Below are 15,229 nucleotides of genomic sequence, written 5' to 3'. Positions count from 1 at the left end.
GATATTTTTGTAATAGGTTACATTCTATACACTGCTATCATAATAATGACTGGCTATATTCTCTCAGAACTTACAATTTGGGATAGTACTGTTGCTTGGTCAATTCTACCATTTCTTTTGTCTATTTGTTTTCATAGTTTTTTCACTTCCAACCTGTTCCAAAAAGAGCACACAAGTACTTCATCATTTAAAGTTACTGGTAGAGCGATTCAAAGATTACATGAAGTATATATTGGGTCAACAAAAACGGAGAAAGCTTCATTTTCCATTCTATTAATTTCTTATCTTTTAATACATTCTATTCAATTATCGTTAACCTATTACACGCCACCAAATGAATGGGATAGCATGACCGGGCATTTAAATCGTATTTTTTACTTTTTACAAAATGGCTCATTCAAGCATTTTATTGGAACAAATTGGAACATAGATACATATCCTAAAGCCTTTTCTTCCATTCAAGTATACCCATTTTTAATGTCTAACTGGAATGAACATTTTTTTAAACTGCCTAATATGTCGGCGTATTGGATTCTTTTTATTGGGTCATATGGAGTGTTGAAACGATTATTAATTCCTTTTGTAACGCGGATATTTTGTTCTTCCTTACTTTTATTTATCCCCATAGCTATTATTCAATCTACATCTACTGATACCGATATTGTATTAGCCGCTTATTTAATTTCAATAATTTATTTCCTATTTAGTTTTAGACAAACTCAAAAAACAATTTACATATACCTCAGTGTTCTTGCTTTTTCAATAGCCTTAAGTCATAAAATAACGTTTGTTTTTTCATTTATTCCATTGGCGATTATTCTTATTTATATTTTCATCAACTTAAAATCTCAAAATTGGATATATCAGATAAAGCATACCTTTCTTGCAGGTATAATTTTTCTTTCAACGATAACAATGCCAACTGGGTATTTAGCCAATTATGTAAATTATGGACACCCAATTGGTCCTAAAACGGCAACTCAACATCAATCAATTGAGCGAGCGGGAAATTTATACAAATTAATGGAACATGGAACTAGAAATTTGATTCGATATCAGTTTGATCTTTTAAATCTCGATGGATTAAGAAATATAGATTTTGTTGAAAAAAGTCAGAAAAAAATTAAAGTGTATTTTCAACGTATAGATCAAAAATTTAGTTTAGGTTTAGAAAATGAAACATCTTTTACAATAATTCCTTTTTCTTTCAATAGGCGTTTGGAATTTTATAATGGAACACCAATCTACGGTATTATATTCATCATATTTTGTATTCCATCACTTTTGTATTTACGAAAAAGAAACACCAAAAGAATCTATTATTATTTCTTTGCTGCGTATATTTTTCATTTAATTGCTCTTGCATATACTGCAGCTTATGATCCTTGGAAAGGCCGGTATATGCTTAGCACATTGGTATTTATTATTCCAATTATTGCCAATTGGCTTGCTGAAAAACAATTATTTCAAACTAATCAACTTGGAAAAATATTTTTAATTCTATCATCACTTCTAATTTCTTTAACTGGATTATCAACTATTTTACTTCACTTAAGAGCACTACCTTTTGGTACTACTGTTAAGCAATCTATTTTCAGTATGACTAGAATTGAAGCTCTAACTATTTCTAGACCTGATATATCCAAAGCGTATGCTAATTTTGAGAATTTGGTCCCGGAGAATGCAACTGTTGCCTTAGGTACTGTTAATGACGACTATGAGTATCCATTGTGGGGCCCAAATTTTAGTCGAAAATTAATCCCAATAAATCCTTTTGAGCAAGGTTTACAAGTAGTACCCAAGGAGACCGACTATCTATTTTTTGCAAAATCAGTAATTAAACCACAATCTGGTGATGTTAGATTGGGCACAAATTTCAATTTGTCAGAAGGAGTTATTGTCCGCGGCGAAGATTATTATCTTAGAAAACTAAAGTAGTACAACTATAAATGATTAGTGGTAATTACTAATTACTATCGGCGGACAAATCATAAAACCTTTTGATAAATTGCATTTGAAATGAATATAAAAGAAAATATAGCAGAAGGCCTTAGGTCTATTAAGGGTAACCTACTAAGAACTATTTTAACGGCTTTGATAATTTCGTTAGGAATTACATCGCTGGTGGGTATTCTTACAGCAATTGATGGTATTCAAAGTTCTGTCGATAATTCCTTTTCAGGGTTAGGAGCTAATTCATTTGATATTCGAAATCGACCTGCAAATCAAATGCGAAGAGAAGGGCAAAAAGAAAAACGATTTAAGAATATAGATTACCGACAGGCAACACGATATAAGCAATTATTTCTTGCAAAAGGGAAAGTTTCACTTAGGACGAGTGTTTCTGGTAATGCGATAGTAAAATACGAAAGCAAAAAAACGAATCCCAATGTCCGGCTTTGGGGTATAGATGATAATTCAATTGAGTTAAAAGGTTATAAAATAGGAGGTGGGAGAAGCTTTTCAACTAATGAATTTTTAAATGCAACGAACGTTTGTATTCTGGGGGTTGATGTAATCGAGCAATTATTTGAAAAGAAAAGCCCTTTAAATCAGGAAATAATTGTTAATGGAATAAAATTAAAAATAGTTGGTTTACTTGCTAAAAAAGGAAATATGATGGGAGGGGGAGATGATCGTATAGTTATGGTTCCTTTAGAAACAGGTCGAAAAATGGCTGTGGGTCGGAACTTAACATTTGATATTACTACATCTTCCACAAAAGTAGAAAACCTAGATAATTTTATGGAAGAAGCTAGAGGGGTAATGCGAAAAGTTCGTAAAGATCCATTGACGGCAGATGATTCTTTTTCAATAGACAGATCAGATTCAATAGCCAAAAGTTTTGAAAGCATTACATCTAGCTTACAATTAGGAGGATTTGTCATTGGTTTTATAACGCTTTTAGGGGCGGCTATTGCACTAATGAACATCATGATGGTATCAGTATCGGAAAGAACGCGAGAAATAGGAATAAGAAAGTCATTGGGTGCTACACCTTTTCGAATTTTGCAACAGTTTTTAATTGAAGCTATTGTTATATGTTTAATTGGGGGAGTTGGAGGTATTATTTTAGCTATACCAATAGGGAACTTAATTGCACAAGGAATAAGTGCAGGTGCAGCAAGTTTTATTATTCCTTGGTTATGGATGACAGTCGGAATAATTATTTGTATTCTAGTTGGCTTATTTTCAGGAATTTATCCCGCATTTAAAGCCTCTAAATTAGATCCTGTAGACGCTTTAAGATACGAGTAAATCATTTATTATTTTACGAGGACTTGATTTACATATGAATTTGCCCTACTTTTGCAGGGCAATTAGGCCAATTGGTTTGATTTAATTGCCCAGATGGCGGAATTGGTAGACGCGCTGGTCTCAAACACCCGTGGGTGCAAGCCCGTGCCGGTTCGACTCCGGCTCTGGGTACAAGCCTCTCAAGAAATTGAGAGGCTTTGCCTTTTTAGAGCTTTTTGGTAATTGTTTCCTTCCAATTTGAATAAGCATCTAAAGTTTTTGATAACAAATCGAATTTGGGTTCACAGGTACTTACTCGTTTAATTTTAGAAATTGCCTCTTTGGCAGAATGATAATAGCCTAAGCCAAATCCAGAACCGAGAGCAGCTCCAAAGGACCCATCAGACTCCAATAAATCTACAGAAACATTTGAAGCATTAACTAAAGCGGATGTAAAAACATCACTTAAATACATATTGGCATAACCAGCTTTCAGTTTATTCGCTTTTATTCCTGTTGCGTTTAACATTTCGATACCATAAGCCATAGAAAATGCAATTCCCTCTTGGGCAGCACGAATCAAATCAGCTTTACTATGTTGGTTGAAATCTAAGTTATCAAAACTCGCACCTATATTTCTGTTTTGAAAAATACGCTCTGCTCCATTACCAAAAGGTAAACAAACAAGTCCACGAGAGCCGATAGGTGATAGACTCGCTAAATTATTCATTTGATTATAAGACAAATCTGAAGCTATATTTTGACGGACCCACCGATTAAGAATTCCTGTACCATTAATGCACATTAAAACACCTATTCGTGTTGAATCTTTGGTATGCGTAACATGAGCAAATGAATTTACACGATTCATTTGATCATATGTAAGCGAGTCACTTACACCATAAACTACTCCAGAGGTCCCAGCAGTAGTAGCAATTTCACCAGGCTCCAAAACTCCCAATGAAAAAGCATTATTTGGCTGATCCCCTGCCTTATATGTGACTTGAACTTGGTTATTTAAACCAAGATTCTTAGCCACATTATCCGAAATGATTCCATGATTTGAAAATACAGGTTGAACTTCAGGTATCATACTTGGGTCAAAACCAAAATAATCCATTAATGGACTTGAAATATCATTAGCTTTAAAATCCCAAAATATCCCCTCAGACAGCGCTGAATTTGTTGTGGTAAATACATTCGTTAAGCGTCCAGCAATGAAATCTCCCGGTAACATGGCTAAATGTATCTTATCGTAAATTTCTGGTTGGTGAATTTTAACCCAAGCTAATTTTGAAGCTGTAAAATTACCTGGCGAATTCAAAAGGTTGTTTTCACAATACGATTTCCCAATTCCTGCATATGCCTCACTTCCAATTTCGACGGAACGAGAATCACACCAAATAATTGATGGCCTCAAAACTTGGTATTCTTTATCTATTACAACCAATCCATGCATTTGATATGAAATACCTATAGAAACAATATCCTTAGCATTATACGTGTTAGAAGAGTTGGCTTTCAAAATAGCTTCCTTAACACAAGTCCACCAATGCTCTGGATCTTGTTCAGCAAAACCAGGTTCAGGTGCTGATATTTCATTTTCTATTTCAGGGTATGAAGTAGAATAAATTAATTGTTGGTTTGCTGCGTCAACAACACTAACTTTAATAGACGATGTACCTACATCAACGCCACACAAAAGCATAATTTTCAGTTTAGATGTTACAAATAATCATACCAAGTTACCAAGTTAATCCTCATTTTAATCTGTCTCTAGTGAAAATTGAGATCAATAAAGGTGAAATTTTTTCATTAATTGGTAAAAGTGGTTCAGGTAAAAGCACAGTTGCAAAAATTGCTGTTGGCCTCAATCTATCGAATGACTCATCCATTATGTCAAATGGCTTCGAGGTAAATAATAACTCAGAAAGATTGATTCCTCAATTTATAGTAGCGGGTTATGTTCCACAATCACTTCATTTAAAACCACATCATACTGTTGAGGATTATTTAAATTTTCTATTTCAGAAAGAAACTGAATTAAATAAAACCAAATTAGTCAAGTTGTATATAAAGATGTTTCATATTCAGCATCTATTAAAATCAAAAATTCAATTGTTATCTGGAGGTGAAAAACAAAAAATAGCCTTAATTGAAGCAGTGAGTAAACCAATTGAATATTTGATACTCGATGAGCCATTTAGTCAATTGGATACAGAACAAAAAATGGAGTTTTCTACTATTTTACAACAATTAATTGAAAGCAGTCAAATCCCATGTTTATTAATTAGCCATGATTTAAGTGATATTATTCGCTTAAGTCAAAAGATTGGAATCATGGAAAAGGGAAAACTAATCTTTCAAGGGAATAGGACTAAATTTTGGAATTCAAAAAACAAAATAGCTCTAAGATTAAAAGATGCCATGATCTCATGGAAACAAGCAACGGATTATTGGATTAAAAACCAGCATACGTTTTAAGTTGGCTTGCATTCATACACGTTTTTGCCACCAACTCTTCCAAGGAAATTTCATAAAAATCTGCTAATTTTTGTGCTATAATAGGAATATAACTTGGACTATTAGGTTTACCACGAAAAGGTACAGGGGTGAGGTAGGGGCTATCAGTTTCTAAAACAATATGATCCAATGAAATATCTTTGATATCCTGAAATAAAGTTGAATTTTTATACGTGATGACACCACCTATACCTAATTTAAAACCTAAGCCGACCAATAATTCTGCTTCACGAGCGTCACCTGAAAAACAGTGAATAATCCCTCTCAAATCAACATAATCTTGTTTTTTCAATATTCTTATTAAATCCGCGTAGGCTTTTCTACAATGCACATCTATCCAAATTTTATGTTCTAATGCCCAGTGACATTGCATTTCAAAGGCTGTAATTTGTTCCGCTTTAAATGTAGTATCCCAGTAATAATCAAGACCAATTTCACCTATTGCTAATACTTTTTGTGTATTTAAAATATTCTTGAGATTTTCTAATTCTATCAAATAATTCTCCTTAACATATGTTGGATGTAAGCCAATCATCGGCAAGGCAAAATCTGGATATTTTTTTGAAACATTAATTAAGTCTTTCCAAGACTCAGAATCACAGTTTGGCATCCATACCTCTTTAATACCATTTGCACGAATTTCAGCTATATGAGCATCTAAGTCATTTGAAAAATGTGAGTTATATAAGTGGGCATGCGTATCTATCATAATGCTTTTAATAAATAATCTTCTCTTTTGCAGAATTCTAGTAATTCCGGTAATACCACTTGCAATCGTGGGAACGCTTTAACACTATCATGAAAGCTTAAAATACAACCAGGTTTAATTGACTGCTTCGCAGAACGTAATATATCACTGGGAGATAAATCTTTATTATAATCTCCAGATAAATACGTCCACATATATACGGGCTCCAGTTGACTGATTTGGTGGTAAATGTAATTGGTTATTCTTCCATAAGGAGGACGAAAACCTACAGAATTAACACCAAAACTATGAATTACATCTAGACAACTTTGGTAATCATATATGTAAGATTGATTTTTATACTTCCAGGCATTCGCATGATTCATTGTATGATTACCAATACTATGGCCTTTGTCAATAATTAACTGAACGAGCTCAGGATGCGCCAACATATTTTTTCCAATACAAAAAAAAGTGGCTTTGAAAGAGTACGTATCTAAACAATCCAATACAAAATTGGTAATTTCAGGTGTAGGACCGTCGTCAAAAGTAAAATAAACCTCGCGAGAATTAACTTTAGTCTGATATTGCCATATTAATTTAGGCAAGACCTTTGGAATAATAGCAGGTATTTGATGAATGAACATAGGCGAAATTATCATGCAAAATACAAACGTTAGTGCAGAAAAAATAATATTAGGCATTGACCCTGGTACTCGGTATTTAGGTTATGGCCTTATAAGAGCGCACAAAGATAAAGTGACCATTTTGCAGTATGGTGTACTTAATTTAACTAAATACACTACCCAAGGTGCCAAATTCCTAAAAATACATGAACGCGTCTTGCATCTGTTAGAAGAATTTATACCAGATGAAATAGCGATTGAATCTCCATTTTTTGGCAAAAATGTACAATCAATGTTGAAACTAGGACGTGTTCAAGGTATGGTCATGTCGCTTTCATATTCTAAACAAATTCCAATAACAGAATACGAACCTAAAAAAGTAAAACAATCAGTTACTGGAAACGGAAATGCTTCCAAAGAACAAGTATCCAAGATGGTTGAAATCATTAGCGGTATTAAACTAGAAAGTAAACTCCATGATGCTACCGATGCTCTAGGCATTGCAATTTGCCACCACTTTCATTCGAAGAATTTAACTTCTTCTGTTAAAGGTACACAGAAAGGTTGGGGCGCTTTTGTCAATGAAAATCCTGATCGAATTAAATAGATTTGAATTGATTTAATAATTCATCTATACTTTCACACGGAGACAGACAACGATCTCCAATGCAAAGCAAAAATGAATGAGACTGATCCTTAATAGGTACCCACGTAACTCGCAATTCTGGCAATTCATTTTTAGCATAATTACTCGGATTATATTTCACCAAAGCTTGCGGATTTTCCAACCATTCGGAATATATTCTAAGCCAGTTGGCATGATATAGTGGATTAGCTGTTGCTTGTTCAAGAACAGCGGCCAACATATCTTTTGCTCGTAAAGTAAGAGTCACATCGTTTAACAAAATACCAGACCAAAATAATACTTCACAAAGCATCGAATTAGAAGCTGGCATCACCGAGTCAGTTATCTCGTACTTATTTGAAATCAATACTGCGTTCAAGTTAGATTGAAAACTAAATAAACAATTTAATTGGCCATGATTTTGGTAAACACCATTAACTATTTTTCGTAGTTTTTCTAAATAGATTACATTAGCAGTTTCATTAAACAAATGAATTAAAAACAATCCATATGCACCATAATCATCTAAAAATGCATAAATCGGTTGATTTGAATAAGAGATTTGATGTAATAATAGATTGCTTTTTATATCCCAAAAGCTATTCATTGATTCCTCTAATGCAATAGCATTTTCCAGGAATTCTTGATTATTCAAACCTTTACTAGCTTGCACTAAACCAGATCCTAACATGGCGTTCCATGCCAATAATAATTTTGTGTCCGTTTGTGGCCTAATTCTTTTAGCCCTAGCGGTCGCCAGTGTATGTAGCTCTTTCTCGTAAACTACATTTAAAACGGAATGATTCTTAAATAATATATTTTTATTTTCTTCCCAATTACCAGTGCGCTTTATTTGAAAAGCTTGATAAAAAGGAGCATATTTATCAAAGGGTAAAATAGAATTTAATTCTTCAAACTCCCAAACATAAAATTGTCCTTCAATACCTTCACTATCAGCATCTAGAGATGCAAAATATAAACCTGAACTATCCCTTAATTCTCGATTTAAAAACCCAATTGTTGATTTAACTACTTCTTCAAATATCAGATTTGAAGTTCTTTCATAAGCTTTAGAATAGACGAAGACTAATTGTGCATTATCATATAACATCTTCTCAAAATGTGGGCAGAACCATTCAGAATCAACGGAATACCTAGAAAATCCACCACCAACTTGATCATATATACCTCCTTGAGCCATTTTTTCTAGTTGTCTATCCGAATGAATATATATACCAAGATTTGTGGCTAATTTTTCTGGTATAGACTCTAGAAATAAGCCTAAGGAAGGAAGTGGGAACTTGGGAGCTTTTTGAATACCCCCATAAATTGGATCCAAATACTTACTTATTTTTATAAGTATATCAGGAATAATAGTTGTTAACTCATTCAATTCAATGGGATATAAACCAATGGATTTATCTTCTAAATTAGCCGCAAAGCCATCAGCAGATTGCTGTAACTCTTCTTTGTGATTTTGAAAGGCAGTTTGAATAGAATTTAATAATTGAAGCCAATTTGATTTAGGAAAATAGGTGCCTCCATAAAAAGGTTTTTGATCAGGCATTAAAAAAACATTTAATGGCCAGCCTCCAGAAACACCCATTTGATGCAGCGCATCCATGTAAATATGATCAATATCTGGTCGTTCTTCACGATCTACTTTAATACAAACAAAATTTTCGTTCATTAGATCAGCCACTTGTTGATTTTCAAATGACTCATGCTCCATGACGTGACACCAATGACATGCTGCATAACCAATACTTAATATAATTGGTTTATCTAGTCTAATCGCTAAATCTAATGCTTCATTTCCCCAAGGTAACCAATGAACTGGATTATCTTTATGTTGCAATAAATAAGGACTTACTTGGTTTTGTAATTGATTCATCACGTAGATTAAAATAGATTAGTACTTTTGTTCAAACATTATTTATGCCTGAATATAAATCATTTATTCTAAATCCTGAAACGGCGCATTCCCCAGAATTGCTTCACCAATTTTTATTGGCAGAAGTAGGAGCAAAGCTATTAAATTCATGTCAGTATCGTATTGAAAAAAAATCTATTGACGCGCGTAGCCGACAATTAAAAGCAAATGTAAAAATTGGATTTTATCCAATAGAACATGATTTTTCATTTGATTTAAATTCACGCCAAGTAACAAAAAAACTAAATTCAAAAGTACCAAATGTTCTAATCATAGGTAGTGGACCGGCTGGTTTGTTTGCCGCATTAACTTTAATCAAATCAGGAATCAAACCTATTGTAATTGAACGAGGAAATAATGTACGCGATAGGAGAAGAGATTTAGCTGCAATCAACAAACATAATGTGGTTAATTCTGAAAGTAATTATTGCTTTGGAGAAGGTGGCGCCGGAACGTATTCTGATGGTAAACTTTATACACGTAGTACGAAGAGGGGGGATATAGACGCTGTCTTAGAGACATTTGTTGCTTATGGGGCCAATAAGAATATACTTTATGAAGCGCATCCCCACATCGGGACTAACAAACTACCTGGAATAATCTCTGCCATGCGTGAAGCAATTATTGAATCCGGTGGTGAAGTACATTTTAAAGAAAAAGTAGTCGACATATTGATCGATAATTTTAAGGTAAAGGGAATAGTCACTGAAAGTGGTAAAGAATTTCAAGCCGACCAACTAATCTTAGCCACTGGTCATTCCGCCAGAGATATTTTCCAGCATCTAGTTGACAAAAAAATTAAAGTTGAACAAAAACCCTTCGCGATGGGTGTCCGTATTGAACATACGCAATCATTAATAGACACGTGTCAATACAAATTAACTTCTCGTCCAGAATATTTACCACCTGCTTCATTCAGTTTAGTAACACAAACTAAATATAATGGTATTCAACGAGGTGTCTTTTCATTTTGTATGTGTCCGGGTGGATTTATAGTACCTTCCGCAACCGCACAAAATCAGGTTGTTGTCAATGGTATGTCACCTTCGCGGCGAGATTCAAAATATGCGAATTCAGGTATTGTTGTCAGTATCGCACCAGAGGATTACAAAGATTACCGAGATTATGGTCTATTGGCAGGAATGTACTTACAAGAAAACCTAGAACAAAAGGCAAATAAATTAGCTGGAGGAACCCAACAAGCCATTTCTCAATTAACTGGAGACTTTATTAAAAGAAAAGTTAACCAAACTACAAATCAAACATCCTATATACCTGGTTTGATTCCAGGGGATATGCGATCATTTTTACCTGATTTTATTGCTGAACCGCTTGCACTAGGTTTACAAGATTTTGATCGAAAGATAAATGGCTTTAGTAGTAATTTAGGTCAATTGATTGGCCTTGAAAGTAGAACTTCATCACCTGTAAAAATACCTCGTGACCCAATAACTTTGGAACATTCGGAAATTACTGGTTTATACCCATGTGGTGAAGGAGCAGGATATGCCGGAGGTATTATGTCGGCAGCAATAGATGGGATACGATGTGCTGAAGCAATCCGAATAAAGCTAAAACATGCATAATCGATTTGAGAAAATTATAGGATTGATAAATCAAATTCCCGATGCTACTAGTATAAAGGAAAATGCTAAACTAGCCTCAGTTGTATTAATTAAATTAAAGGATGATGAATTAGGCGATCGAATTATATTTATAAAACGCTCAAAATATGATGGACATCATAGTGAACAAATGGCTTTCCCTGGAGGGAAGAAAGATCAATCAGATCCTGATCTTCTTTACACTGCTCAACGAGAAATTAAAGAGGAGTTAGGCATTGAAATTGAAATATCTAGATTAAAATCTTTGAATCCACATTGGATTCCAATTTCAAATTATTGGATACAATCTTATTATATTGAAATAGATAAAAAGCTAAATTTTACTATTAATAAAAGAGAAATAAATCGTATTTTTGAAATACCTGTATCCTTTTTCAAGGACCCAGCCCAATTAAATTTTCATGAAATACATTATAATGGAGAGCCAGTTGATTCCCCACGATATGCATTTGAAGGTCAAGATATTTGGGGGGCAACAGCATTAATCATTTATCAGTATATTAAATTAGTTGATTAGAAATTTATATGAGCGAGCAAATAGAAGGTGAATTACAGAATCAAATTGCAATAGCAGGAATGTATGAAAATTGGTTCTTAGAATATGCCTCTTATGTTATTCTTGAACGTGCAGTGCCAGCAGTAGGTGATGGTTTAAAGCCAGTGCAAAGACGTATACTTCATGCATTAAAGGAAATGGATGATGGCCGTTTCAATAAAGTGGCCAATGTTATTGGTCAAACCATGCAGTATCACCCACATGGTGATGCCTCAATTAACGACGCATTAGTTAATCTAGGACAAAAAGAATTGTTGTTCGATTGCCAAGGAAACTGGGGAGACAATCGTACTGGTGACAGTGCTGCTGCAGCTCGTTACATCGAAGTTAGACTATCAAAATTTGCAAATGATGTTGTTTTCAATGCTCAAACCACAAATTGGCAATTATCATATGATGGTCGAAAAAAGGAGCCTATTACGCTGCCTATAAAATTTCCATTATTATTAGCCCAAGGAGTAGAAGGCATTGCTGTTGGTTTAGCAACAAAAATTATGCCTCATAATTTTTGTGAAATACTACAGGCTTCAATTGATTTATTAAATAATAAGAAAGCTGAATTGCTTCCAGATTTTCAATTTGGTGGACTTATGGATGCTTCAAACTATAACGATGGTTTACGTGGTGGACGAATTCGTGTACGAGCTCGTATTGAGGAATTGGATAAAAAAACACTTATAATCAAAGAAATACCTTACACGACTACGACAACTTCTTTAATTGATTCAATCATTAAAGCTAATGATACAGGAAAAATAAAAATTAAAAAAGTTATCGATAACACAGCAAAAGAAGTTGAAATTCAAATACAATTAGCACCAGGAATTTCTCCAGATGTAACTATTGATGCCTTGTATGCATTTACTGATTGTGAAGTTTCCATTTCACCCAATGCCTGTGTAATTGTTGAAGATAAACCTCATTTCATCGGTATTGCTGAAATATTAAAAGTTAGTACAGCACAAACAGTTGACCTACTTAAACAAGAACTTGAAATTCGTAAAAACGAATTAATGGAACGCTTGTTATTCAGCTCCTTGGAGAAGATATTTATTGAAAATCGGATTTATCGTCAAATTGAAGAATGTGAAACATTTGAATTAGTCATTGAAACTGTTGACAAAGGATTAGACCCATTTAAGAAAGATTTTTACCGTGAAATAACGGAAGAAGATATATTGCGCCTACTTGAAATTCGAATCAAAAGAATATCGAAATTTGACAGTTTCAAGGCAGATGAGTTGATGAAGCGACTTCTTGAGGAATTAGCTGAAGTAGAAGATAACCTCGCTAATTTAGTCAGATACGCGATAAATTACTTCAAAAACCTACTTCAAAAATATGGTAAGGGGAGAGAACGTAAAACAGAAATTCAAGGTTTCAATACGATTTCGGCTACCGTAGTAGCAGCTACTAATCAAAAACTTTATGTAAATAGAGCTGACGGTTTTATTGGATACGGCCTCAAGAAGGATGAATACGTAATGGATTGTTCGGATATAGACGACATTATTGTATTCAGACAAAATGGTACTTGCGTTGTTACAAAAATTCAAGAAAAAGTGTTTGTTGGCAAAGATGTCCTTTACGTATCCGTATTTAAAAAGAATGATGATCGTAAGGTATACAACTTAGTTTATGCCGACGGTAAATCTGGAGTTTCATATGTGAAAAGATTTAAAGTTACATCAGTTACGCGCGATCGCGAATATCGGGTAGTTGGCGCTGATGCTAAGTCTAAAATAACTTATTTTTCTGCTAATGAAAATGGTGAAGCTGAAGTTATCAGCATCAGTTTAACGGCAAATTGTACTGCCAAAATTAAACAATTTGATTACGATTTTGCCAAATTAGCAATCAAAGGACGAGAGTCTCTAGGAAACGTATTAACTAAATATCTGGTAAGAAAAATAATACAAAAAAGTGCAGGGGTTTCTACTTTAGGCGGTGTAGATATTTGGTACGACCCTACCATTGGTCGTTTAAACAGAGACCAACATGGTGACTATATTGGTAATTTCCAACCGACAGACTTAATACTAAGTATTTACAAGTCAGGCAATTACGAGCTCACAAATTTCGAATTAACAAATCGCTACCCAGCGGAAGAAATTCTTTATTTAAAATTATTTATTCCGAATGGGATAATTTCAGCTATATATTTTGACGGTGCTAATAAATCTCATTTTATTAAACGGTTTAAAATTGAAACGTCGACAATTGACAAAAAATTCCTATTTATCTCTGATCATAAAGCATCTAATTTATTAGCAGCTTCTGATAATTATTCACCAAATGTTCAGATAAAATATAAATCGGATGGAAAAACCAATGAAATTTTACTAGTTCCAATTGATGAATTAGTAGAATTAAGAGGATGGAAGGCGATTGGGAGTAAATTAAATTATACTAAATTAGTTGACATAGAATTTATTGAAACAGAGGCACAATCACCTGAACCGGAAGCCATTCGAGTTGTAGAACAGTCGGCAGAATCAGAGCCAGAACCTGCCATGAAAGTTATCATAGAGGAAGATCCTGATTCGGATTCAGATACAAATATTGAATCTAAATCTACAGCAAATATTGATGTTGAAGATATTCCTTTAATTATTAAAGGAGAAGTTCTTACGAATGAAATCGATGATATTCCTTTAGAAATTAAAAACTATTCAACTGATTCAATACCCAAAGAAGCTAATAAAGGTGAACAATTAGGTTTATTTTAATTAAAAACGATGAACATGAATAACCCCAAGGTATTACGCGCATGGGCATTTTATGATTGGGCTAATTCAGTTCATTCGTTGACAATAACTTCTGCGATTTTCCCAATTTATTTTCCGATTGCTGCAGTTATGGCCAATAATTCAAAGGAGATCAATTTCTTTGGATTGGAACTGATTAATACAGCTGTATTCTCATATACCATATCTGCTGCATTTTTAATATTAGCAATCTTAATGCCGCTATTATCTGGTATTGCCGACTACCAAGGAACGCGTAAGGGCTTTATGAAATTCTTTTGTTATTTAGGCTCAATTAGTTGTATGATGCTCTTTTTCTTTGAAAAAGGCAACTACTACATAGGAACCTTTGGGTTTCTTTTTTCAATTATTGGATGGGGAGGAAGTATGGTTTTTTACAATTCCTTTTTACCACAAATTGCAACTCCTGATCGATTTGATGAATTAAGTGCACGAGGATTTTCGTATGGTTACATTGGTAGTGTTATTCTACTACTGCAAAATTTATCTATGGTTCTAATGCCTCAATGGTATGGAAATATATCTGGAGATTTAGCTTCTAGAATATCATTTCTTAGTGTAGGCGTGTGGTGGTTCCTATTTTCACAAATACCATTTTATTATTTACCAACAAGTAATACGAGTAATAAAAAAGAGAGATTTTGGTTA

Annotated in this window: 12 protein-coding genes and 1 tRNA gene; 9 read left to right on the top strand and 4 right to left on the bottom strand. The window is 33.8% G+C overall.

The window, feature by feature from the left end; translation table 11 throughout:
- Nucleotides 1-45: 45 nt before the first annotated feature.
- From AC1W6K_RS06585 to AC1W6K_RS06575, 3 genes are all read left to right on the top strand, one after another.
- Complete coding sequence (locus AC1W6K_RS06585; RefSeq protein ID WP_481946877.1) at nucleotides 46-1,938, top strand: hypothetical protein; 1,893 nt, start codon at nucleotides 46-48, stop codon at nucleotides 1,936-1,938.
- 81 nt (nucleotides 1,939-2,019) lie between these two features.
- The gene (locus AC1W6K_RS06580) at nucleotides 2,020-3,258 is read left to right on the top strand and encodes an ABC transporter permease (protein ID WP_481946876.1); all 1,239 of its coding nucleotides are present in this window, start codon (nucleotides 2,020-2,022) and stop codon (nucleotides 3,256-3,258) included.
- An 87-nt stretch (nucleotides 3,259-3,345) separates the two neighbouring features.
- Nucleotides 3,346-3,429, top strand: a tRNA-Leu gene (locus AC1W6K_RS06575).
- Between the two features lie 34 nt (nucleotides 3,430-3,463).
- On the opposite strand, the gene AC1W6K_RS06570 is transcribed toward AC1W6K_RS06575, so the two are convergent.
- The gene (locus AC1W6K_RS06570) at nucleotides 3,464-4,945 is read right to left on the bottom strand and encodes a xylulokinase (protein WP_481946875.1); all 1,482 of its coding nucleotides are present in this window, start codon (nucleotides 4,943-4,945) and stop codon (nucleotides 3,464-3,466) included.
- 71 nt (nucleotides 4,946-5,016) lie between these two features.
- On the opposite strand from AC1W6K_RS06570, the gene AC1W6K_RS06565 reads away from it, so the two are divergent.
- A complete protein-coding gene (locus AC1W6K_RS06565; protein ID WP_481946874.1) occupies nucleotides 5,017-5,721 on the top strand; it encodes an ATP-binding cassette domain-containing protein in 705 nt (234 codons plus the stop codon).
- Here the strand turns inward: AC1W6K_RS06565 and AC1W6K_RS06560 are convergent.
- Nucleotides 5,699-6,469, bottom strand: coding sequence for a TatD family hydrolase (locus AC1W6K_RS06560; protein ID WP_481719238.1), 771 nt, complete (start codon nucleotides 6,467-6,469; stop codon nucleotides 5,699-5,701). The genes AC1W6K_RS06565 and AC1W6K_RS06560 overlap by 23 nt on opposite strands.
- Entirely contained in the window at nucleotides 6,466-7,095 is a 630-nt protein-coding gene (locus AC1W6K_RS06555; protein ID WP_481946873.1) for a polysaccharide deacetylase family protein, read from the bottom strand. Before AC1W6K_RS06555 ends, AC1W6K_RS06560 begins: the two co-directional genes overlap by 4 nt.
- Before the next feature lie 13 nt (nucleotides 7,096-7,108).
- On the opposite strand from AC1W6K_RS06555, the gene ruvC reads away from it, so the two are divergent.
- A complete protein-coding gene (ruvC, locus tag AC1W6K_RS06550) occupies nucleotides 7,109-7,681 on the top strand; it encodes a crossover junction endodeoxyribonuclease RuvC (RefSeq protein WP_481946872.1) in 573 nt (190 codons plus the stop codon).
- Here the strand turns inward: ruvC and AC1W6K_RS06545 are convergent.
- A complete protein-coding gene (locus AC1W6K_RS06545; protein WP_481946871.1) occupies nucleotides 7,674-9,593 on the bottom strand; it encodes a thioredoxin domain-containing protein in 1,920 nt (639 codons plus the stop codon). The genes ruvC and AC1W6K_RS06545 overlap by 8 nt on opposite strands.
- A 44-nt stretch (nucleotides 9,594-9,637) precedes the next feature.
- On the opposite strand from AC1W6K_RS06545, the gene AC1W6K_RS06540 reads away from it, so the two are divergent.
- From AC1W6K_RS06540 to AC1W6K_RS06525, 4 genes are all read left to right on the top strand, one after another.
- A complete protein-coding gene (locus tag AC1W6K_RS06540) occupies nucleotides 9,638-11,218 on the top strand; it encodes an NAD(P)/FAD-dependent oxidoreductase (protein ID WP_481719242.1) in 1,581 nt (526 codons plus the stop codon).
- Nucleotides 11,211-11,774 carry an NUDIX hydrolase gene (locus tag AC1W6K_RS06535; protein ID WP_481946870.1) on the top strand — a complete coding sequence of 188 codons (564 nt, stop codon included), beginning with the start codon at nucleotides 11,211-11,213 and terminating at the stop codon, nucleotides 11,772-11,774. Before AC1W6K_RS06540 ends, AC1W6K_RS06535 begins: the two co-directional genes overlap by 8 nt.
- An 8-nt stretch (nucleotides 11,775-11,782) precedes the next feature.
- Nucleotides 11,783-14,542, top strand: coding sequence for a DNA gyrase/topoisomerase IV subunit A (locus AC1W6K_RS06530; RefSeq protein WP_481946869.1), 2,760 nt, complete (start codon nucleotides 11,783-11,785; stop codon nucleotides 14,540-14,542).
- A 15-nt stretch (nucleotides 14,543-14,557) separates the two neighbouring features.
- On the top strand, nucleotides 14,558-15,229 hold a 672-nt coding region (locus tag AC1W6K_RS06525; protein ID WP_481946868.1), incomplete at its 3' end, for an MFS transporter.

This window comes from Aquirufa sp. (assembly GCF_964796385.1).
This window is presented reverse-complemented; position numbering and strand designations above follow the sequence as displayed.

What these genes read in the sequence shown, in the direction of transcription:
- AC1W6K_RS06585 (WP_481946877.1), top strand. Translation starts at nt 46, where the DNA reads ATGACTGGCTATATTCTCTCAGAACTTACAATTTGGGATAGTACTGTT.
- AC1W6K_RS06580 (WP_481946876.1), top strand. Translation starts at nt 2,020, where the DNA reads ATGAATATAAAAGAAAATATAGCAGAAGGCCTTAGGTCTATTAAGGGT.
- AC1W6K_RS06570 (WP_481946875.1), bottom strand. Translation starts at nt 4,945, where the DNA reads ATGCTTTTGTGTGGCGTTGATGTAGGTACATCGTCTATTAAAGTTAGT.
- AC1W6K_RS06560 (WP_481719238.1), bottom strand. Translation starts at nt 6,469, where the DNA reads ATGATAGATACGCATGCCCACTTATATAACTCACATTTTTCAAATGAC.
- AC1W6K_RS06555 (WP_481946873.1), bottom strand. Translation starts at nt 7,095, where the DNA reads ATGTTCATTCATCAAATACCTGCTATTATTCCAAAGGTCTTGCCTAAA.
- ruvC (WP_481946872.1), top strand. Translation starts at nt 7,109, where the DNA reads ATGCAAAATACAAACGTTAGTGCAGAAAAAATAATATTAGGCATTGAC.
- AC1W6K_RS06545 (WP_481946871.1), bottom strand. Translation starts at nt 9,593, where the DNA reads ATGAATCAATTACAAAACCAAGTAAGTCCTTATTTATTGCAACATAAA.
- AC1W6K_RS06540 (WP_481719242.1), top strand. Translation starts at nt 9,638, where the DNA reads ATGCCTGAATATAAATCATTTATTCTAAATCCTGAAACGGCGCATTCC.
- AC1W6K_RS06535 (WP_481946870.1), top strand. Translation starts at nt 11,211, where the DNA reads ATGCATAATCGATTTGAGAAAATTATAGGATTGATAAATCAAATTCCC.
- AC1W6K_RS06530 (WP_481946869.1), top strand. Translation starts at nt 11,783, where the DNA reads ATGAGCGAGCAAATAGAAGGTGAATTACAGAATCAAATTGCAATAGCA.